This is a genomic window from Mesorhizobium sp. M1066 (genome assembly GCF_040318635.1).
In the GTDB taxonomy this organism is placed as follows: Bacteria; Pseudomonadota; Alphaproteobacteria; order Rhizobiales; family Rhizobiaceae; genus Mesorhizobium.
Map to the genome: position 1 here is coordinate 1 of NZ_JAMYMR010000004.1, position 19,623 is coordinate 19,623.

Consider the following 19,623-nt stretch of genomic DNA (forward strand, 5'->3'; position numbering starts at 1 on the left):
GTGGGCGGATCGGGGGGTGGGGCTAATCGAGGGGCGGGGCGGCGGGCCCCCCGCCCCCCCCCCCCCCGGGCCGCTGCCCCCGCCACCTCTCCCCCGATCGACGGGGGAGAGGAAAGGCGCGAGGACGCCGGCCTTGGCACCCTTCCTCTCCCTCCGGAGGGGGGAGAGGTGGCTCGGCGAAGCAGAGACGGAGTGGGGGAAGCCGTTCACGAAACGCGCAGACGTCGAAAAACGGCCACAACTCGGCGAGCTAGAAAACTCAGACAAGAAATCAAGCAATGACGAAGAAACCGGAAAAACCAGGGTCCGCCAGCATTCGTGTGCTGAAGACGCGGATCAAGAAGAAGAGCGGGCTGAAGGAATCGTCGCGCCGCTGGTTGCAGCGCCACATCAACGATCCCTATGTCCAGCGCTCCAAGGCTGACGGCTATCGCTCGCGCGCGGCCTACAAGCTGATCGAGATCGACGACAAGCATCATCTCCTGAAACCCGGCATGAAGGTGATCGATCTCGGCGCCGCCCCCGGCGGCTGGTGCCAGGTTGCCGCCGCGCGGACGAAATCGACGGCCGACAAGCCGCATGTCATCGGCATCGATTATCTCGAAATGGACGCCGTGCCCGGCGCGCCGGTGCTGCTGATGGATTTCCTCGATCCGCTGGCGCCGCAGAAGCTGGCCGAGGCGCTGGGTGGCGATCCGGACATCGTGCTGTCCGACATGGCGGCACCGACCACCGGCCACAAGCGGACCGACCATATCCGCACCATGCATCTGTGCGAGGTGGCGGCCGATTTTGCGCTGTCGGTGCTGAAGCCGGGCGGGCATTTCCTTGCCAAGACCTTCCAGGGCGGCGCCGAAAACGAGCTGCTCTCCATGCTCAAGAAGAACTTCCGCTCCGTCCATCACGTCAAGCCGCCGGCGTCGCGGGATGAATCGGTCGAGCTCTATCTGCTGGCCAAGGATTTTAAAGGGCGAGAGGCCGGCCCGCCGCCAGGCGGATCGGAACGTCCAGTGGACGTTCCGAAGGACTCGAGCGCCCGGAGCCATAGCGAAGGGCCGGAGGACGACGAAACGTAAAGCCAGCCGCATCAATTGCCGGGCGGGCTCACCGTTTCCAGCATCTTGGGTGTTGTCAGCCGGCCGTGACCGGAGATGGCGTTGCCGGCATCGGGCGCCAGCCGCACGAAGGACAGCGATGCCGCCGCCGAGACCGCTGCAACGATGAAGAAGGCAATGTGGAAGTCGTCCAGCGACAGCGGGCCGCCATGGATTGACGTCGATACTTCCAGGATTCCGCCGGCCAGCGCCACGCCGAGCGCGACCGACAACTGCTGGAACACCGCTGTAATCGGGGTCGCCTTGCTGGTGTCTTCAGCCGAAACCTCGGCATAGGCGAGCGCATTGACGCCAGTGAAGAACATCGAGCGGATGAAGCCGCCGACGAGCAGCATGGCCAGCATCAAGAGATAGGGTGTGTCGGGTGTGAACAGGCCGTTGATGGCGATCGAGGCGGCGGCGACCAGCGAACCGACAACCAGAACGCGGCGGAAGCCGGCGACGCGGAAGATCAGCGCGGTGACGAATTTCATGCCGATGGCGCCGATTGCAGAGACGAAGGTGATCATGCCGGACTGGAACGGCGTCAGCCCAAAGCCGATCTGGAACATCAGCGGCAGCAGGAACGGCACAGCACCAATGCCGATGCGGAACAGCCCGCCACCAAGCACCGAGGAGCGGAACACCTGGTTGCGGAACAATTCGAGCGCCAGCAGCGGGTTTTTGGCGTGGCGCGCATGCAGCAGATAGAGCGCGCCCGATACGAGGCCGACCGCTACGGTGAGGACACCGACGATTGGCGGCAGATAGGGCAAGCTGACCACCGACAGGCCGAACACCACGCCGGATGCCGCCAGCCCGCTCAGCACGAAGCCGATGAAATCAAGTGGTGGGGTCTGCGCGGATTCGGTCTCCGGCAGGAAACGCGTCGCCAGCCAGATGCCGATCAGCCCGATCGGCACATTGATCAGGAAAATCCAATGCCAGGTGAAGTACGTGGTGATGAAGCCTCCGACCGGCGGGCCCACCAGCGGTCCGACCAGCGCCGGAACGGTCAGCCAGGACATCGCCGCGACGAGTTCGCTTTTCGGTGTCGCGCGTACCAGCACCAGCCGCCCGACCGGCGTCATCATGGCGCCGCCGATGCCTTGCAGGAAGCGCGACACCACGAAAGCCGGCAGCGAACCGGAGAGGGCGCAGGCGATCGAGCCGACGATGAAGACGGCGATCGCGGCGCGAAAGATATTCTTGGCGCCGAAGCGGTCTGCCATCCAGCCGCTGATCGGAATGAAGATCGCCAGCGATACCAGATAGGCGGTCAGCGCCAGCTTGAGCGCGATCGGGCTGGTGTGGATGTCGACGGCGATCGCCGGCAGCGATGTCGCGATGACGGTCGAATCCATGTTTTCCATGAAAAGGGCGACCGCCAGTATAAGCGGAATGGTGCGGTTCAAGGAACGCGTCCAGACTTGAATGTTGCGTTGCCGGTTGCATGTCGGCCTTGAGGCGGGCGGTTACCATGCCTTCGCCGGCATGTCGCATTAATTTGCTGTCACTTTTGTGCGACCGGCAACCACAGGTCGCATCCCTTCGCCGAAAGTCACCTTTCCGGGAGCGTGAAATCATCGGCTTTTCATCGGCGCTTGGACGTGGTACCAGCCAGCGCCAATCCTGAAAGGGAAGAAACGAGTCGGCGCTGTCCATTCCGGTCCAGCGCTTTTTTGTATTCCCCCACCGCGTTTTATATCGAGGGACTGGCCATGGCAAAAATCATCGAAACGTCCACCGGCGCATTGGCGCTGACCTTTGACGACGTGCTGCTGCAGCCGGGTCATTCCGAGGTCATGCCTGGCGAGACCGATGTCCGCACCCGCATCGCCGGCGACATCGACCTCAACGTGCCGATCCTCTCGGCGGCGATGGACACCGTCACCGAGGCGCGGCTTGCCATTGCCATGGCCCAGGCCGGCGGCATTGGCGTCATCCACCGCAATTTCTCGCCGGCCGAACAGGCCGAGCAGGTGCGGCAGGTCAAGAAATTCGAGTCCGGCATGGTGGTCAATCCCGTCACCATTGGCCCCGACGCGACGCTCGCCGACGCGCTGGGCCTGATGCGCAGCTATTCGATCTCGGGCATTCCGGTGGTCGAGAACGGCGGCAGCGGCGGCCACAAGATCGGACGGCTGATCGGTATCCTGACCAATCGCGACGTGCGCTTCGCGTCCGATCCGGCGCAGAAAGTCCATGAACTGATGACCCGTGACAACCTGATCACGGTCAAGGAGAATGTCGACCAGGACGAGGCCAAGCGGCTTCTGCATCAGCACCGCATCGAAAAACTGGTGGTCGTCGACAGGCAGGGCAATTGCGTCGGATTGATCACCGTCAAGGACATCGAGAAGTCGCAGCTCAACCCGCACGCCAGCAAGGACTCGCAGGGCCGCTTACGTGCCGCCGCCGCCACCAGCGTTGGCGATGACGGTTTCGAGCGCGCCGAACGCCTCATCGACGCCGGCGTCGACCTGCTGGTGATCGACACCGCGCATGGCCACTCGCAGCGCGTGCTCGACGCTGTCACGCGGGCGAAAAAACTATCCAATTCGGTCCGCATCCTGGCTGGCAACGTCGCCACCGCCGCGGGCACGCAGGCGCTGATCGACGCCGGGGCGGACGCCGTCAAGGTCGGCATCGGTCCGGGTTCCATCTGCACCACCCGCATCGTTGCCGGCGTCGGCGTGCCGCAGCTTTCCGCCATCATGTCGGCTGTCGAGACGGCGCACAAATCCGGCGTCTCGGTGATCGCCGATGGCGGCATCAAATATTCCGGCGATCTTGCCAAGGCGCTGGCCGCCGGCGCAAGTGCCGCCATGATCGGCTCGCTGCTGGCCGGAACCGACGAAAGCCCTGGCGAGGTCTATCTGCACCAGGGCCGCTCCTTCAAGGCCTATCGCGGCATGGGCTCGGTTGGCGCCATGGCCCGCGGCTCCGCCGATCGCTACTTCCAGGCCGAGGTGCGCGACACGCTGAAACTGGTCCCTGAAGGCATCGAGGGGCAGGTTCCCTACAAAGGACCTGTGTCCGGAGTGTTGCACCAGCTTGCAGGCGGGCTGAAAGCCGCTATGGGTTATGTTGGTGGTCGTGATCTTGCCGATTTCCGCGAGCGCGCCACCTTTGTGCGCATATCCAATGCCGGACTTCGTGAAAGCCACGCCCATGACGTCACGATTACCCGCGAAAGCCCGAACTATCCCGGCGGAGCCTGACCAGTACGGGATCGGGCGGAACCTGACGGCAACGATCCTGCGGCTGTCACGCCATGCCGCGGCCTTGTGTTTCCTGTCGGCGGCGCTATTCATCGCCATGACGGTTCTGGAATTCTTCTATTTCCGCCAGTTGAGCGGCGGCTTGCCGTCACTCGACATGCGCATTTTAGGGTTTACGCCGGACGAAGGCATGGCCTGGCTGACGGCGCTCGGCCGGCGCGGCGGCGAGATCATTCTCGTCTGGCATTATCTGACCTTCGATCTGTTGTTCCCGGCGCTGTTGTCGGTCACGCTGGTCAGCCTCATCCTGGCCACCGGCCGGCAATTGAAGGCTTTCCGCGTGCTGCCGGCGCAGCTGCAGTCGATTTTCGCGTTGGTCCTGGTGCTTCCCTACACGCTTGCACATTACGTTCAGAACTTTGCGGTGGCGCGGCTTCTGTCCGATTTCCTGTCGGCCAACCCGGACTCGCTGTCTTTCGCCTCGGCGCTCACCGTCACCAAATTCGCGCTTTTCGCCATACCGGTGATCGTTATTGCGGCCTTCTGGCTTGCAGGCCAGAAACGCCAGGCCTGATGCCGCACGCGAAGCCCAACCGGGCAGGGGGCACTTGATGAACCAGACCACGATCTTCTGGCCCGTTCTAGCGCATGTGCTGCTGATCTACATCGTCTACTGCGTCCTGGGTCGCCGCAGATACGGCGCAGTCAGGTCAGGCGAGGCGAAACCCGGTCAGTTTAAGGTGCGTTCGACCGAGCCGGCCTCCAGCGTCACCGTTGCCGCCAATCTCACCAACCAGTTCGAACTGCCGGTGCTGTTCTATGTGCTGTGCCTGACGCTGCACCTGACCAACGGCGTCAACTATCTGACCCTGGCGCTGATGTGGATTTTCGTCGCGTCGCGCTATTTCCATGCCTGGGTTCACCTGACCAGCAACAATCTGCTGCTGCGCAGCCGGTCATTCTTCGTCAGTGCGGTGATTCTTCTGATGGGATGGATCTGGTTCGCGCTGCACCTGCTCGGCGCGGTCTGAGCAGAGCAGCTCTCCCTTCCCCATTTGCGGGAGAAGGAAAGAACGCTCGTCTACAGATCGAACACCGCTATCTTGCGTTTGTCGAACTTGATGCCGATCTCGCCGCGCACCAGCTTGAGCGCGGCCTCGCCGAACACCGCGCGGCGCCAGCCCTGCAGGGCCGGTACGTCGGCTTCCTCGCCCTCGGCGGCGATACGGTCGATGTCGTCGCTGGAGGCCAGCACTTTCGAGGCGACGCCTTCCTTTTCGGCGACGATCCGCAGCAGCACCTTCAACAGTTCCGCCGCGGCGCTCGAGCCCTCGGGCGGCTGGAAACTCTTTGGCAATTTCGGCATCTGCTCCTTGGGCAAGGCAAGTGCGGTGTTGACCGCGCCGAGCAGCGCCGTTGCCGTCGACGAGCGCTCCCAGCCCTTCGGTGTCGTGCGCAGCTTGCCGAGGGCTGCCGTGTCGCGCGGCGCCTGCTGCGCCACCTCGTAGATCGCGTCGTCCTTGAGCACGCGGCCGCGCGGGACGTCGCGTTCGCGCGCCTCCCGCTCACGCCACGCCGCAACGCCCTGCACGATCGCCAATTCCTGCGGTTTGCGCAGCCGCATCTTCAGCCGCTTCCAGGCGTCCTCGGGATGCGGATCATAGGTTTCGCGTGAGGTCAGCACCTCCATCTCCTCGTTGAGCCAATGGGCGCGGTTTTCCCGCTCCAATTCGGCGCTGAGGTGCTGATAGACCTCGATGAGATGCGTGACGTCGGCCAGCGCGTAGTCGAGCTGCTTGTCGGAAAGCGGCCGGTGGCGCCAGTCGGTGAAGCGCGACGACTTGTCGAGCCGCGCGCCGGTAATGCGCTGCACGAGCTGATCGTAGGAAACACTGTCACCGAAGCCGCAGACCATCGCCGCCACTTGCGTGTCGAACACCGGATGCGGAACCAGATCGCCGAGGTGGACGATGATTTCGATGTCCTGCCGCGCGGCGTGGAAGACTTTGACCACCGCTTCATTGGCCATCAGCCTGAAGAACGGCTTCAGGTCGATATCGGGCGACAGGGGATCGATGAGTGCCGTCACGCCGGGTGCGGCCATCTGGATCAGGCACAGGATCGGCCAAAAGGTCGTTTCCCGAATGAATTCGGTGTCGACGGTGACGAAATCCGACTTTTCGAAAGCGGCGAGAACGGTCTCGAGTTCTTTCTGGGTGGTGATGACGTTCATCAAATCGCTTTTGACAGGAGTAAGGTCTTCCTAGATTTCAGCCGCCGGGGCTTTCGTCAAGCTTTGGCACCGCCATCATCAGGTTCCCGGACCATCGGAATCGTCGTTTCTCCTGGCCAGCCGTGCGAAAATCGTCGAGGTGCGCAGGAGCGCGGTGAAGCGGCCGCGCCTGCCTGCCGGCACCCCAGACCGGGCCTGCATGCGGTAAAGGATGACGGCGATGAAGATCGCATAGACCACCGCGCTGAATACAAACAGGGCGCCCGGTCCGAAATACTGCATTGCCGTCGAGGCGGCGAACGGGCCCCCAATCGCGCCGAAGGAATAGAACAGCATCAGCGCCGCGTTGATCAGCACGAACTCGCCCGTGTCGGCGCGGTCGTTTGAATGCGCCGCCGACAGCGAATAGAGCGGCATGGCGAAACAGCCGAAGATGAAGATGAAGATGAAGTTGAGCGCCGGATTGCTGCCGGCGATGAACACCAGCGCCAGCGCCAAGAACATCGCGCAGCAGGTCGTCATCAGCAGCACCCGGCGCCGGTCCCAGCGGTCGGAGAGGTAACCCAGCGGATACTGGATGATGGCGCCGCCGAAAATGCCGACGCTGACGAAGGTGACGACATCGGCGACCGACATGCCGATCTGCTCGGCATAGACCGGCGACAGGGTGCGAAAGGCGCTGTTGGTGACGCCGACGGCGACGCAGCCGAAGCAGCCCAGCGGCGAAATCCGCCAGACGCGCGCCAGGTCGAGCTTGACCTCTTCGGGTGGTGCCGGGTTGGAGCGGTCGCCGAGCGACACCGGCACCAGCGACAAGGTGATCATCATCGACATGATGGCGAAGATGGCGAAACCGCCGGCGCCGAAGACCGGGATCAGGAACTGGGCTGATGTCACCGAACCGATGTCGACCATACGGTAGATCGCCAGCACGCGTGCCCGGTCGTGATTGCCGACGCCGGAATTCAGCCAGCTTTCGACGATGGTGAACAGCCCGGCGAAGCAGAAGCCGCCGGCAAGGCGCACCGCACACCACATCACCGGATCGATGACCAGCACCAGGACCAAGGTGCCGACCGAGGCGATTGCCGCCAGCGCCGAAAACGCCCTGATATGGCCGACCGCCTTCATGATGCGGGTGATGGCCAGGCAGCCGAGCAGGAAGCCGGCGAAGTAGAAGGTGCCCATCAGGCCGATGTCGGAAGCCGAAAACCCTTCCTGCGCGCCGCGCAGCGCGATCAGCGTGCTCTGCAGCCCATTGCCGCCGAGCAAAATGCCGGCGGCGAGAAGGAGCGGGATCATCGGGCGGATGGAGGACATGAAGAGGCGATCACGTGTCGGTGATCCCTTCTTGAACCATCACCCTGGCCAACGCCAGCAGCAATTCCCTGCGCCAACAGGGATGATCGCTGTATTCGCCTGGATTCGTTTCCGCGTTTTGCTTGGTCAGCGCTCAAGGCTGCCTTCGACGTGACTGCCGATCGTCGGGCCACAGGCTGAGCCGCTCGGCTGCTCCCGTTGCGATGCCTATTCCTGCGAGGACTGCCACCAGCCCGACAATCAGGTTCGCGCTTACCTGTTCGCCCAGGAAGACAACACCAAAGATCGATGCCGTCACCGGATTAACCGCAACGGAGACGGCAACCAGTGTCGGCGACGCGCGCTCGAGCGCGAATGCCCAGAGGAAGAAAATGAAGGCGCCGCAAATTATGGCCAGATATGCGCTCGCGATCCACTGAGGTGCGCTGAGAGTGGCAAGTCGCGCGAAGCCTCCGTTCGAAACCACCAGGACCGATAGGCAGACCGCGCCCACGCCCATGCCAAACGCCACGAACGGGATTGGCGCGGTGCGGGATAGAAATGGTCGCGACCAGACGTTGTAGAGCGCCATGCAGAAAGCGGCCGCGACCATGAGAAGATCTCCGCGCCAGGCATCTGGGGGAGCAGTCGTCAGGCTCGTGCCGAGCGCTACGGCCACCCCTGCCATTGCGATCAGGACACCGACGATCTTGCGGATGGTCGGCGGCTCGATCCTCAGAACTGCCGCGGCAAGCATTGTGAGCAGAGGCAGTGTCGAAAGCGCAAGCGCACCTCGCGCGGCCGTCGTGTAGACAAGGGCTCCATTGAAGAGCACCGGAAACAGCCCGAAGAACAGCAGACCCAATGCACCAGTGCCGAGCCAGTCGCTCTTCGGCGGCCACCTGTCTCGTCGCCAGAGAGCTACGGCGGCCAAAACCAGAAAGCCGCCGCCGAACCGGACCGCACCGATAGTGAGAGGATCGAGCGTGCCCGCGAGATATCGCGTTGCGCCAACGGCGGTGCCCCCAAAAGCGCTGGAGAGAATCGCGGCGAGCACTCCTGTGATTTCCATGGTTCCTGACCTTGCCAACTCTGAACCACGGATATCGGGCAGGCGGGCCATAAGGAATCGAATAAGCTCAATGAGTTTGATAACATTCCACTATGAGCATCCCGAATCTCGATCCGGACCTTCTGCGGGCCTTCGTCGTCGTTGCCGAGCGCCTCTCGTTCACGCGAGCCGCCGAGCAGCTCAATAGAACGCAGGCGGCCGTCAGCTTGCAGGTGAAACGTCTTGAGGAGCGCATCGGGACCATCTTGTTCCGGCGCTCGACAGCCCGCGTTGAACTCACCGCCGCCGGGGAGGGCTTTCTGATCGATGCCCGCCGCATACTTGCTCTCAATGAGCAGGCGATTGCGCGTGTTTCCGGTCAGCAGGTGGCCGGACAGGTTCGCATCGGGGTCATGGAAGATTATGGCGCCAAGATCCTGCCGCGCCTCCTTTCTGGCATCGCCGAGCGATTTCCGTTGGTGCAGGTCGAAATGGAGATCGGTCTCACCGCCCGGCTCCTGAAACGGCTTGGGTCGTCGTTCGACGCCGTCATCGCCATGCACCCGGAAGGCACAACCGAGGGGGATCTGATATGCCGCGAAAGGGCGATTTGGGCGGCGGCGGCGACGCGAGCCGTCGAGGAACTCGATCCGTTGCCGGTCGCTCTGTCGAGCCCCGATTGCCTGTTTCGTTCCTGGGCCATTGAGGCGCTCAACAAGGCAGGCCGGCCATGGCGATTGGCCTATGTCAGCCCGAGCCTCTCAGCCACGGAGGCAATTGTCGAACAGGGCCTGGCGGTCACCGTGGTCAAAGGCAGCATGCTTGCGCCTGGCCTGCGAGATGTCCATCCCGGCCGGCATGTGCCCCCGCTGCCGGGGGCGGAAATTCGCCTTCATCATGCCGCAACGTCGTCCGCCAGTGCTGCATTGGTCGTCGAGCACCTTGCCCAGCGTCTTCGGCTATCGGCACTGGGCTCATAGGTCGCCTGGGAAAGCGGAACCAAGATACCAACACGGGCCGCTTGCCTTGACAAATCCGGCCTCCCATGCGCTTTTCGCGCAAATTTTCAGGGCCGGGCCGTGATGCCTCGGCCGGCAACTAGAGCACCCCGGACTTTACCAATGACAATGCACCGTTACCGCAGCCATACCTGTGCCCAGTTGAGGAAGAGCGACGTCGGCTCGACGGTTCGCCTGTCGGGCTGGGTGCATCGCGTGCGCGATCATGGCGGCCTGCTCTTCATCGACCTGCGCGACAATTATGGCCTGACCCAGATCGTCGCCGATCCGGATTCGCCTGCCTTCAAGGTCGCCGAAACCGTGCGCGGCGAGTGGGTCATCCGCGTCGACGGCGAGGTCAAGGCTCGCTTGCCCGACACCACGAACGCGAACCTGCCGACCGGGGAGATCGAGATTTTCGCCCGCGAGATCGAAGTGCTGTCGGCGGCCAAGGAATTGCCGCTGCCGGTGTTCGGTGAGCCGGATTATCCCGAGGATATCAGGCTGAAATACCGCTTCCTCGACCTGCGCCGCGAGACGCTGCACAAGAACATCATTGCGCGGACAAAAATCATCGCCGAGATGCGCAAGCGCATGGGCGAGGTCGGCTTCACCGAATTCTCGACGCCGATCCTGACTGCCTCGTCGCCGGAAGGCGCGCGCGACTTCCTGGTGCCGTCGCGCATCCATCCCGGCACCTTCTACGCGCTGCCGCAGGCGCCGCAGCAATATAAGCAGCTGATCATGGTGTCGGGCTTCGACCGCTACTTCCAGATCGCGCCCTGCTTCCGCGACGAGGACCCGCGCGCCGATCGTCTGCCCGGCGAATTCTACCAACTTGACCTTGAAATGAGCTTCGTCGAGCAGGACGACGTGCTGTCGACCATGGAACCTGTCATGCGCGGGGTCTTCGAGACCTTCGCCAACGGCAAGCCGGTGACGCAGAATTTCCAGCGCATTCCCTATGATGTGGCCATGCGCAAATACGGTTCCGACAAGCCGGACCTGCGCAACCCGATCGAGATGCAGGCCGTTTCCGACCATTTTCGCGATTCCGGCTTCAAGGTGTTCGCCAACATCCTGGCCAACGATCCGAAGGCCGAGGTGTGGGGCATTCCGGCCAAGACCGGCGGCAGCCGCGCCTTCTGCGACCGCATGAATTCCTGGGCGCAGGGCGAGAGCCAGCCGGGCCTCGGCTATATCTTCTGGCGCAAGGAGGGCGACAAGCTCGAAGGCGCCGGCCCACTCGCCAAGAACATCGGCGAGGAGCGCACGGAGGCGATCCGCCTTCAACTCGGCCTTGCCGATGGCGACGCCGCCTTCTTCGTTGCAGGCGACCCGAAGAAGTTCGTCTCTTTTGCGGGGGCTGCGCGCACCCGTGCCGGCGAGGAGCTGAACCTGGTCGATCGCGAGCGTTTCGAACTGTGCTGGATCGTCGACTTTCCGTTCTTCGAATGGAACGAGGAAGAGAAGAAGATTGACTTCGCCCACAACCCGTTCTCGATGCCGCAAGGTGGCATCGATGCGCTGAATGGCGAGGACCTGCTAGGCATCAAGGCGTTCCAATACGACATGGTCTGCAACGGGTTCGAGATCGCCAGCGGCGGTATCCGCAACCATCTGCCCGAAACCATGGTCAAGGCGTTCGAGACGGTCGGGCTGGATCGCGCCACTGTCGAGGAGCGCTTCGGCGGCCTCTATCGTGCCTTCCAGTATGGCGCGCCGCCGCATGGCGGCATGGCCGCCGGTGTCGACCGCGTCGTCATGCTGCTGCTCGGCGCCAAGAACCTGCGTGAGATCACCATGTTCCCGATGAACCAGCAGGCCTACGATCTGTTGATGAACGCACCGTCGGAAGCGAGCCCGCAGCAGCTTCGCGACCTGGCGCTGCGCGTTGCCCTGCCCAAGAAGGACACCTGATCGCGCTTCGGGCAATGCTTTAAGGAACCGCCCGAACCGATTCTTTCGATTCGCTAATCCCAATGAAATGCCCGGCATCGCTGCCGGGCTTTTCGCATCTTGAGATCGCTTCGATCAGTCTTCGTTGGCCTTGACGGTGACGCCGAGCGTCTTCGGCAGGTCGAGCGGGTTGGACATGGCGCCCGCCATGATCAGTGCGAACGGCACGGATGCCGGCGGCTCGGCCGAGATTTCGAGGCTTTTCGGATCGTCGAGGAATTTGCTGACCGCGGCCGTAACCTGCGCCGTCAGTTCCGGATTGTTGAGCTGCGCCATGCCGAACGGCACGATCGCCTTGGCCTGGTTGGCGATGTCCTTGCCGGACATGCCTTGCTGCTTGCCGACATAGTCCAGAACCTTGTTGGTCAGCGAATCGTCGTCGAAGCGGATCGAGGCGCTGTTGAACGAAAGCTGCTGCAACAGGCCGAGCATGGCCATGCCTTGCGCCGAATTGTCGGCGCCTTCAGGCTGTGCCGCCATCTTCTTCTGCATTTCCTGCAGCGACTTGATAAAGTCCAGCGTGTAGCCGCCGAGATTGAAGGTCATGCCGAGCGTGCCGGCATTCTCGACCGAGATGTCGTATTTCGACAGTTCCATCTTGCCGTCCGTGGGCTGCCAGGTGCCGGCCATTTCGAGATTGCCCGCGATGTTCTGGTAGCCGAGCGCGTTGATGACTTCCTTGGACTTGGGATCGTCGACCAGCGTCAAATCGGCGTTGAATTTCTCCGTGGTGGCGGTGAATTCCATCGCCTTGCCGTCCGCCGGCGGCGTGATTTCGATGGCAAGCCCGTCCATCGAGAAGGCGGTCTTGTCGGCGACCTTGACGGTCATGTTCGAGAGTTCGGCTGACTTGTACATCATCAGCGAGCCCAGCGGGCCGGTGGCGCCGTCGGCCGGAACTGTCATGTCATGGATGACGAAGGGGCTGAGGTCGAGGGTGACGCCGTCCTTGCTGTGTGTGAAGGCAGTCGTCGATACGGTGGCGATATCATAGCCGCCATTTGCCTCGGTCACACCTTCGAGTTTGACGTCGCCGATGGGAAGCGCTTCCTTCTCCGCCGCCGGTTTAATGGCAACGCCCTGCAGCACCATGCTGGTGTTGTCGCCGGTCACGCCGGTCCAGGTGATGTCGACGCCTTGTGCGACAAGCGCGGCCTTCAGCCGGTCGGCCACTGCCGTATCCTGTGCGAGGGCCGCATTCAGCGGCAGCGTGAGCAAGAAGGTCGAAAGGGCTAATTTCCTAAGAGTTGAGCGTTTGATTGTCATCGCAAGGTCCCTGAGAGAGTGTCCTGAAATTGTTTTTTCAATTGTTTGCGCCATCACCATTCCGTGACGAACTGGACCGGAAAAAGGCGTGTCCCGGCACATTGGTCAAAAATCGCGGTGAAAGGCAAACCTGATCCCGCCGACTTTGCGCAAACCGGTGAATTTGTCATGAAGAGCCGATAGCCGGATATCGTCACGCTTGGCCATAGAACCCGCATGTAACAGCCTGATGTTGGCCGACATCCCCCGGGCTGCGGTTTCATGTTGCAGAAAGGCCGGTATCTCTGTCGGGCTCTTGCCGCGAATCACCCGCTCGGCTAGTCCGAGCCCATGGGAAAAAGGCTTTTGCCGCCTGAAAATGGCGCTGGCGATCATATCGAGCCGGTCGATCTGAAGAAGGCGCTGGAAGAGCGCTATCTGGCCTATGCGCTGTCGACCATCATGCACCGGGCACTGCCCGACGTGCGCGACGGACTGAAGCCGGTCCATCGCCGCATCATGCACGCCATGCGCCTGCTGCGGCTCAACCCCGACCAGGGCTTTGCCAAATGCGCCCGCATCGTCGGCGAGGTGATGGGCAAGTTCCACCCGCATGGCGACCAGTCGATCTATGACGCGCTGGTGCGGTTGGCGCAGGATTTTTCGATGCGCTATCCCCTGGTCGACGGGCAAGGCAATTTCGGCAACATCGACGGTGATAACGCCGCCGCCATGCGCTACACCGAAGCGCGCATGACCGATGTGGCGACCGAACTGTTGTCCGGCATCACCGAGGATGCCGTCGATTATCGGCCGACCTACAATGAAGAAGACGAGGAGCCGGTGGTTTTGCCCGGCGCCTTCCCGAACCTGCTGGCCAACGGCTCGTCCGGCATCGCGGTGGGCATGGCGACATCGATCCCGCCCCACAACGCCGCGGAGCTTTGCGATGCCGCACTTCACCTGATCGAAAACCGGGACGCGCCGGTGGCGAAGCTGATGGACTTTGTCCAGGGGCCGGATTTCCCGACCGGCGGCATCATCGTCGACAGCCGCGCCTCGATCCTCGAAGCCTACGAAACCGGCCGCGGTGGCTTTCGCGTGCGCTCGAAGTGGTTCCAGGAGGACCAGGGCAGGGGTACCTGGAGCATCGTCGTCACCGAAATTCCCTACGGCGTGCAGAAGGCGCGGCTGATCGAGAAGATCGCCGAGCTGCTGATGGCACGCAAGCTGCCGCTGCTCGAGGATATCAGGGACGAAAGCGCCGAGGACGTCCGCGTCGTGCTGGTGCCGAAGAGCCGCTCGGTCGACCCTGGCATCCTGATGGAATCGCTGTTCAAGCTGACCGAGCTCGAAAGCCGCTTCCCGCTCAACATGAATGTGCTGTCGCGCGGCAAGGTGCCGAACGTGCTGTCGCTAAAGGGCGTGCTGAAGGAATGGCTCGAGCATCGCCGCGAGGTCTTGATCCGCCGCTCGAAACATCGGCTCGGTGAAATCGAAAGACGGTTGGAGATACTTGCCGGCTACCTGATCGCCTACCTCAACATCGACGAGGTGATCAGGATCATCCGCGAGGAGGAGGAGCCAAAGCAGGTCATGATGGCCCGCTGGTCGCTCACCGACACCCAGGCCGAAGCCATTCTCAACATGCGCCTGCGCGCGCTGCGCAAGCTTGAAGAATTCGAGATCCGCAAGGAATTCGATGGCCTGAGCGCGGAGAAAAAACAGATCGAGGCACTGCTTGCTTCAAACGAGAAGCAGTGGGCGACGATCAAGTGGGAAGTCACCAACATCCGCGACAAGTTCGGCCCGGAGACCGAGCTCGGCAAGCGCCGCACGCAATTCGCCGACGCGCCCGAGCATGATCTGACCGACATCGCACATGCCATGATCGAGCGCGAACCGGTCACCGTGGTGGTTTCGGAAAAAGGCTGGCTGCGGGCGATGAAGGGGCATCTGGCCGATCTCTCGACGCTGACCTTCAAGGAGGGCGACAGCCTCAAGCTCGCCTTCCATGCCCAGACCACCGACAAGGTGCTGGTCTTCACCACCGGCGGCAAGTTCTACACGATTGGCGCCGACCGGCTGCCCGGCGGGCGCGGCCATGGCGAGCCGATCCGCATCATCGTCGACATGGACAATGACCAGGACATCGTCACCGCCTTCGTCCACGATCCGAAACGCAAGCTGCTGCTGGCCTCGCATGATGCCAATGGCTTCATCGTGCCGGAAGAGGAAGTCGTCGCCAACACCCGCAAGGGCAAGCAGGTGATGAACGTCAAGGCGCCGGACGAAGCCAAGCGCTGCATCCCGGTCACCGGCGACCATCTCGCCATCGTCGGCGAGAACCGAAAGATGCTGGTGTTCGCGCTCGCCGAGATTCCGGAGATGGGCCGCGGCAAGGGCGTGCGCCTGCAGAAATACAAGGATGGCGGCCTTCTCGATCTCAAGCCGTTCACGCTGGAGAGCGGCCTCTCCTGGCAGGATTCGGCCGACCGCACTTTCATCCGGTCGCGTGAGGAACTGACTGAGTGGATCGGCGCTCGCGCCTCGGCCGGACGCATGGTGCCGAAGGGATTCCCGAGGACGGGGAAGTTTGGGTGACGCTGCTAATCTCCCCCCTCCAGGGGGAGATGTCGCCAAAGGCGACAGAGGGGGGCGGTACGACTGGACGCGGCCTCCTACCTTTGAACAGAGAAGTTAGCGCTTCACGCGCGGCGACCCCCTCTGGCCTGCCGGCCATCTCCCCCTCAAGGGGGGAGATCACCAACCTAACCCCAAGACATTTGGACTATCGTCACGATTGCTGCACTATATCAGTGCATAGACAGGAGGGGTGTTTGGGAGAGCCAGGCGTTTGAAGGAAGCAAGAATCCAGAAACCGGAACGGCAGCAGCGCTTGTTCGGCCTGTCGACGCCGCTCAGGGCAGCCGTCATTCCGCCGCTGTCGGCGGCGCGCTGGCTGCTGGTGCTGATCGTCGCTGCCGGCGTCTATTTCTTCCATGGCTTCCTGTTTCCTGTGCTGGCGGCGCTCGTCATCGCTTTCGCCAGCTGGCCGCTCTACCGCCGCCTGCTTGTTGCAGTCAGCGGCAACCGCACCATCGCCGCGACCTTTGCCATCCTCTTCATCCTCGCCTTCCTGGTGATACCGATCGCGCTCGCCGGCACCTATGCGATCAACGAAGTCCGCGAATGGGTCGCCTGGGCAATCGAGACCAACCGGCACGGCGCGGTGACGCCGCACTGGATCGCCACCATGCCTGTCGTGGGCGAGTGGCTGAACGAGCAGTGGACCACCAATTTTGGCCATCCCGGCGGCATTGGTGAACTGATCCAGCTGGTCAGCGGCGCCAACATCGGCAGCATCTATCGCGGCGTCCTGGCCGCCGGCGGCAGTGCCTTCGGCCTGCTGTTGACGCTGCTGTTCATGATGATCGCGCTGTTCTTCGCCTATCGCGACGGCGAGCATTTTGCCGGCCAGGTCGACCGTCTCGGCGAGCGCATCCTGCCGACCAGATGGGAACGGATCTCGCGCGTTGTGCCGGCGACGATCTCGTCGACCGTGACCGGCATGACCGTCATCGCCATCGGCGAAGGCCTGGTGCTGGGCATTGCCTACTGGCTGGCCGGCGTGCCGTCGCCGGTAACACTCGGCGCCCTGACCGGCGTCATGGCGCTGATCCCCGGCGGTGCACCGCTGTCCTTCACGCTGGTCTCGATCTACCTCGCCGCCAGCGGGTCGCCGATGGCCGGGCTGGCGCTGTTCCTCTGGGGCGCGGTCGAACTGTTCATCGTCGACAAGACATTGCGCCCGAAGCTCGTCGGCGGGCCGATAAAACTGCCCTTCCTGCCGACCTTTTTCGGTCTGATCGGCGGCGTCAAGACCATGGGATTTCTCGGCCTGTTCATCGGTCCGGTGCTGATGGCGCTGCTGGTCGCGATCTGGCGCGAATGGCTGCGCGAGGTCGAATTGGCCGACGACATCATCCCGGGCTCGGCAGCCGAAATCGAAGCCGGTCCGCAAATCGAGGTCCTGCCGGAACCTGACGTGGCGAAGAAGGCCAGCGCCTGATCTCAACACACCTCAGACCGGATGTTGCACCGCAAGGTCGCCACGCCGCTTGCGTCCCTCGTGAAGTTGCCACAGCGAATGCGCGACCAGTGTGACGATCAGGATCCCGCCGCCGATCAGGCTGTTGCGCGTCGGTGTTTCGGCAAAGATCATCCACACCCAGACCGGCGCCAGCACGGTTTCGAGCAGGTAGAACATCGCCACTTCAGGGCCCGAAATGTATTTCGGCCCGGTGGCAAGGCAGAAGAACGCTATCGGCATGATGACGGCGCCGTTGAGGATGATCCACCATGGCGCCTCCACCTGAAAGCCGGTCTTGGAGACCATGAACGCCGCCAGCCCGAAAGGCAGGACGACGCCGATCAGTGAGGTAAAGCCCATATCCTTGCCGCTGGCGCGCGAGATGGTGATGGCGCAGGCGATCAGGAAGGCCGAACACAACGCCATCAGGTCGCCGAACAGATGTCCGGTGCCAACGGAATCGCCGACGATGATGACGACGCCGACGATCATCATGGCCAATGCCGCAAGGGTCAGCGGCCGCGGTCGCTCCTTCAGGAACATCCATGAAAGCAGCGCGGCAAACATGGTGGTGAAGGCCAGGATGAAAACCAGGTTGGCGGTCGAGGTGTTGTAGACGCCTGTGATGAAGGCAATCGCGCCAACCCCGTAGATCGCGGCAACGATCAGGCCCGACCAGCCCGGGATGAGCTGCGGCGCATTCTTGCTGAACGAGCGCCAGATGGTCCACATGATCAATGCCGCGGCCAGGGTGCATCCGGTGCGCAGCAGCAAGATTGTCCACGCCTCGCCGTGGGCGAGCCGGATCAGCGGGATGTCCACGGTCAGCGTCAGCCCGCCGAATGCGGTGAGCAGAAGTCCTTTGGTGTGAGTATCGTGAGACGACATGCAGCGACTTTCACAATGAATTCGGGAGAGGATGGGGACCGGCGCAATCGCACGCTCTCCGCCAACCAGCGGAAAGACCAGCATCGTCTCGATTGAAAATGTTTAAGCCCGGACTTGGGAAAGAGTGATCAGCGCGCGACCGCTTCGTTGGTGTAGCGCTCCCAGCCCTTCGGGCCGAGATGCTCCTGCGGCATGAAGCGCATCTTATAATTCATCTTGCGCGAGCCGTTGACCCAGTAGCCGAGATAGACATGGGGCAGGCCCATCGCCCTGGCGCGGGCGATATGGTCGAGGATCATGAACGTGCCGAGCGACCGTTCCTCGAAATCAGGATTGAAGTACGAATAGACCATGGACAGGCCGTCGGCCATCTTGTCGGTGAGCGCCACCGCGATCAGCTCGCCCTGTCCCTTGCCGGTGATGAACGTATCGGGTCCACGCCGCCGATACTCGATCACCTTGGTGTCGACATGGGTGTCCTCGACCATCATCGCATAGTCGAGCACCGTCATGTCGGACATGCCGCCACGGCGGTGGCGGGCGTCGAGATAGCTGCGGAACAGGGAATATTGTTCGGTCGAGGGCTCGGCATTGTGCATGTGGCCGACGAGGTCGGAATTGTGCTGCAACACGCGCTTCATGTTGCGGCTGGCGACGAATTCCTGGGCGAGGATGCGTACCGAAACGCAGGCGCGGCAGGTCTCGCAGGCCGGCCTGTAGGCGATGTTCTGCGAGCGCCGGAAGCCGCCTTGCGTCAAGAGGTCGTTCATCTCCGCCGCCTTGTCGCCGACCAGGTGCGTGAACACCTTGCGCTCGAACTGGCCGTCGAGATAGGGGCACGGCGATGGCGCGGTCAGGAAGAACTGCGGCGACTGGGTCGGATGCTGCGTCATCGAGCCTTGGAAACACTCCTTCGAATCGCTCTACCTTTGGCGCGGACGGCGAAAAATTCAACAGGATTATGTGGGCGTGGTCGACTCGACGCCTTCACATTTGTGCTCAATCGGTTGCGACTGCTCTTCAGAGGGCCGTTTCAGCGGTCGGTGCGGCTGACGACCGTGGCAAGCAAAAGATCGTGCAAGGTGCGCTTGCGGTCGGAAAACAGCGTCACCAGCAGGACGAGCGGCGACAGGATGACATTGCCGGCCCAGAAGAGAACCGAATGGACGACCGCGGTGAGGCCGTCGATCGGCCTGCCGTCGAGCCGGTCGAGGCGGATGCCCATCATCTTCATGCCCGTGGTGGCCTGGTCGGTGCTGCCCAGCGTGTTCCAGATGTAGAGGATGGCGACGGCCGGCACCAGGATGCCGAACAGCATCCAGCCAAGCCCGAGGGTCAAAAGCCCGAGGAAGAACACCAGAATGGCAAACGGAATTGTAAGCAGCGCGACGATGACATAGTCGATTACGAAAGCCAGAATGCGCTTCGTGCGCACGCCGTCATAGGCCCTGACATCGTCGAGCCTGCTGGTGATGATTTCGCCGTCGAGAACGCGCGCGTTCATGTCATTTCCTCGTAACAAGGTCCGACATAGGGTGC

General features: G+C 62.6%; 17 protein-coding genes. 8 read left to right on the forward strand and 9 right to left on the reverse strand.

The annotated features are described in order from the left end of the window. Positions 1-278 precede the first annotated feature (278 nt). The gene (locus NKH52_RS07750; RefSeq protein WP_352442521.1) at positions 279-1,076 is read left to right on the forward strand and encodes an RlmE family RNA methyltransferase; all 798 of its coding nucleotides are present in this window, start codon (positions 279-281) and stop codon (positions 1,074-1,076) included. 11 nt (positions 1,077-1,087) lie between these two features. Here the strand turns inward: NKH52_RS07750 and NKH52_RS07755 are convergent, their stop codons facing one another. Next, positions 1,088-2,509: an MFS transporter gene (locus NKH52_RS07755; RefSeq protein WP_352729307.1), complete on the reverse strand. Its 1,422-nt coding sequence runs from the start codon at positions 2,507-2,509 to the stop codon at positions 1,088-1,090. A 306-nt stretch (positions 2,510-2,815) separates the two neighbouring features. On the opposite strand from NKH52_RS07755, the gene guaB reads away from it, so the two are divergent. From guaB to NKH52_RS07770, 3 genes are read left to right on the forward strand one after another with little or no spacing between them, the layout of a single operon-like run. After that, the gene (gene guaB, locus NKH52_RS07760; protein ID WP_127258107.1) at positions 2,816-4,318 is read left to right on the forward strand and encodes an IMP dehydrogenase; all 1,503 of its coding nucleotides are present in this window, start codon (positions 2,816-2,818) and stop codon (positions 4,316-4,318) included. Then, positions 4,269-4,892 carry a hypothetical protein gene (locus NKH52_RS07765; RefSeq protein ID WP_352729309.1) on the forward strand — a complete coding sequence of 208 codons (624 nt, stop codon included), beginning with the start codon at positions 4,269-4,271 and terminating at the stop codon, positions 4,890-4,892. Before guaB ends, NKH52_RS07765 begins: the two co-directional genes overlap by 50 nt. A gap of 37 nt (positions 4,893-4,929) precedes the next feature. Further along, positions 4,930-5,349, forward strand: coding sequence for an MAPEG family protein (locus NKH52_RS07770; protein WP_352729311.1), 420 nt, complete (start codon positions 4,930-4,932; stop codon positions 5,347-5,349). Positions 5,350-5,399: 50 nt separating this feature from the next. On the opposite strand, the gene rnd is transcribed toward NKH52_RS07770, so the two are convergent. The 3 genes from rnd to NKH52_RS07785 form a co-directional block, all read right to left on the reverse strand. After that, positions 5,400-6,551: a ribonuclease D gene (gene rnd, locus NKH52_RS07775; RefSeq protein WP_023810193.1), complete on the reverse strand. Its 1,152-nt coding sequence runs from the start codon at positions 6,549-6,551 to the stop codon at positions 5,400-5,402. A 78-nt stretch (positions 6,552-6,629) separates the two neighbouring features. Beyond that, complete coding sequence (locus tag NKH52_RS07780; protein WP_352729314.1) at positions 6,630-7,871, reverse strand: MFS transporter; 1,242 nt, start codon at positions 7,869-7,871, stop codon at positions 6,630-6,632. 133 nt (positions 7,872-8,004) lie between these two features. Beyond that, positions 8,005-8,973, reverse strand: coding sequence for a DMT family transporter (locus tag NKH52_RS07785; RefSeq protein WP_352729315.1), 969 nt, complete (start codon positions 8,971-8,973; stop codon positions 8,005-8,007). A gap of 41 nt (positions 8,974-9,014) precedes the next feature. On the opposite strand from NKH52_RS07785, the gene NKH52_RS07790 reads away from it, so the two are divergent. Next, a complete protein-coding gene (locus NKH52_RS07790; protein ID WP_352729317.1) occupies positions 9,015-9,881 on the forward strand; it encodes a LysR family transcriptional regulator in 867 nt (288 codons plus the stop codon). A 147-nt stretch (positions 9,882-10,028) separates the two neighbouring features. Next, entirely contained in the window at positions 10,029-11,819 is a 1,791-nt protein-coding gene (aspS, locus tag NKH52_RS07795; RefSeq protein WP_352729798.1) for an aspartate--tRNA ligase, read from the forward strand. A gap of 114 nt (positions 11,820-11,933) precedes the next feature. Here aspS and NKH52_RS07800 read toward each other — a convergent pair whose 3' ends face one another. After that, positions 11,934-13,124: an aq_1923 C-terminal domain gene (locus tag NKH52_RS07800; protein ID WP_352729319.1), complete on the reverse strand. Its 1,191-nt coding sequence runs from the start codon at positions 13,122-13,124 to the stop codon at positions 11,934-11,936. Between the two features lie 105 nt (positions 13,125-13,229). Beyond that, on the reverse strand, positions 13,230-13,499 hold the full coding sequence (locus NKH52_RS07805) for a hypothetical protein (RefSeq protein WP_352729818.1): 270 nt from the start codon (positions 13,497-13,499) through the stop codon (positions 13,230-13,232). Here NKH52_RS07805 and parC point away from each other — a divergent pair. After that, complete coding sequence (gene parC, locus NKH52_RS07810; RefSeq protein WP_352729321.1) at positions 13,455-15,707, forward strand: DNA topoisomerase IV subunit A; 2,253 nt, start codon at positions 13,455-13,457, stop codon at positions 15,705-15,707. The genes NKH52_RS07805 and parC overlap by 45 nt on opposite strands. 253 nt (positions 15,708-15,960) lie before the next feature. After that, positions 15,961-17,175 (forward strand): AI-2E family transporter, encoded by a 1,215-nt coding sequence (locus NKH52_RS07815; protein ID WP_352729323.1) that lies wholly within the window; start codon positions 15,961-15,963, stop codon positions 17,173-17,175. 12 nt (positions 17,176-17,187) lie between these two features. Here NKH52_RS07815 and NKH52_RS07820 read toward each other — a convergent pair whose 3' ends face one another. From NKH52_RS07820 to NKH52_RS07830, 3 genes are all read right to left on the reverse strand, one after another. Further along, positions 17,188-18,084, reverse strand: a complete 897-nt coding sequence (locus NKH52_RS07820; RefSeq protein ID WP_352729324.1) for a DMT family transporter — start codon at positions 18,082-18,084, stop codon at positions 17,188-17,190. Positions 18,085-18,212: 128 nt separating this feature from the next. Continuing rightward, positions 18,213-18,977, reverse strand: a complete 765-nt coding sequence (locus NKH52_RS07825; RefSeq protein WP_023810205.1) for an arginyltransferase — start codon at positions 18,975-18,977, stop codon at positions 18,213-18,215. A gap of 140 nt (positions 18,978-19,117) precedes the next feature. Then, positions 19,118-19,588, reverse strand: coding sequence for an RDD family protein (locus NKH52_RS07830; protein WP_352729326.1), 471 nt, complete (start codon positions 19,586-19,588; stop codon positions 19,118-19,120). Positions 19,589-19,623 lie beyond the last annotated feature (35 nt).

Bases quoted from the DNA above. Each gene is read 5' to 3' on its own strand.
- NKH52_RS07750 (WP_352442521.1), top strand. From the start codon at position 279: ATGACGAAGAAACCGGAAAAACCAGGGTCCGCCAGCATTCGTGTGCTG.
- guaB (WP_127258107.1), top strand. From the start codon at position 2,816: ATGGCAAAAATCATCGAAACGTCCACCGGCGCATTGGCGCTGACCTTT.
- NKH52_RS07765 (WP_352729309.1), top strand. From the start codon at position 4,269: ATGACGTCACGATTACCCGCGAAAGCCCGAACTATCCCGGCGGAGCCT.
- NKH52_RS07770 (WP_352729311.1), top strand. From the start codon at position 4,930: ATGAACCAGACCACGATCTTCTGGCCCGTTCTAGCGCATGTGCTGCTG.
- rnd (WP_023810193.1), bottom strand. From the start codon at position 6,551: ATGAACGTCATCACCACCCAGAAAGAACTCGAGACCGTTCTCGCCGCT.
- NKH52_RS07780 (WP_352729314.1), bottom strand. From the start codon at position 7,871: ATGTCCTCCATCCGCCCGATGATCCCGCTCCTTCTCGCCGCCGGCATT.
- NKH52_RS07785 (WP_352729315.1), bottom strand. From the start codon at position 8,973: ATGGCCCGCCTGCCCGATATCCGTGGTTCAGAGTTGGCAAGGTCAGGA.
- NKH52_RS07790 (WP_352729317.1), top strand. From the start codon at position 9,015: ATGAGCATCCCGAATCTCGATCCGGACCTTCTGCGGGCCTTCGTCGTC.
- aspS (WP_352729798.1), top strand. From the start codon at position 10,029: ATGCACCGTTACCGCAGCCATACCTGTGCCCAGTTGAGGAAGAGCGAC.
- NKH52_RS07800 (WP_352729319.1), bottom strand. From the start codon at position 13,124: ATGACAATCAAACGCTCAACTCTTAGGAAATTAGCCCTTTCGACCTTC.
- parC (WP_352729321.1), top strand. From the start codon at position 13,455: ATGGGAAAAAGGCTTTTGCCGCCTGAAAATGGCGCTGGCGATCATATC.
- NKH52_RS07805 (WP_352729818.1), bottom strand. From the start codon at position 13,499: ATGATCGCCAGCGCCATTTTCAGGCGGCAAAAGCCTTTTTCCCATGGG.
- NKH52_RS07820 (WP_352729324.1), bottom strand. From the start codon at position 18,084: ATGTCGTCTCACGATACTCACACCAAAGGACTTCTGCTCACCGCATTC.
- NKH52_RS07825 (WP_023810205.1), bottom strand. From the start codon at position 18,977: ATGACGCAGCATCCGACCCAGTCGCCGCAGTTCTTCCTGACCGCGCCA.
- NKH52_RS07830 (WP_352729326.1), bottom strand. From the start codon at position 19,588: ATGAACGCGCGCGTTCTCGACGGCGAAATCATCACCAGCAGGCTCGAC.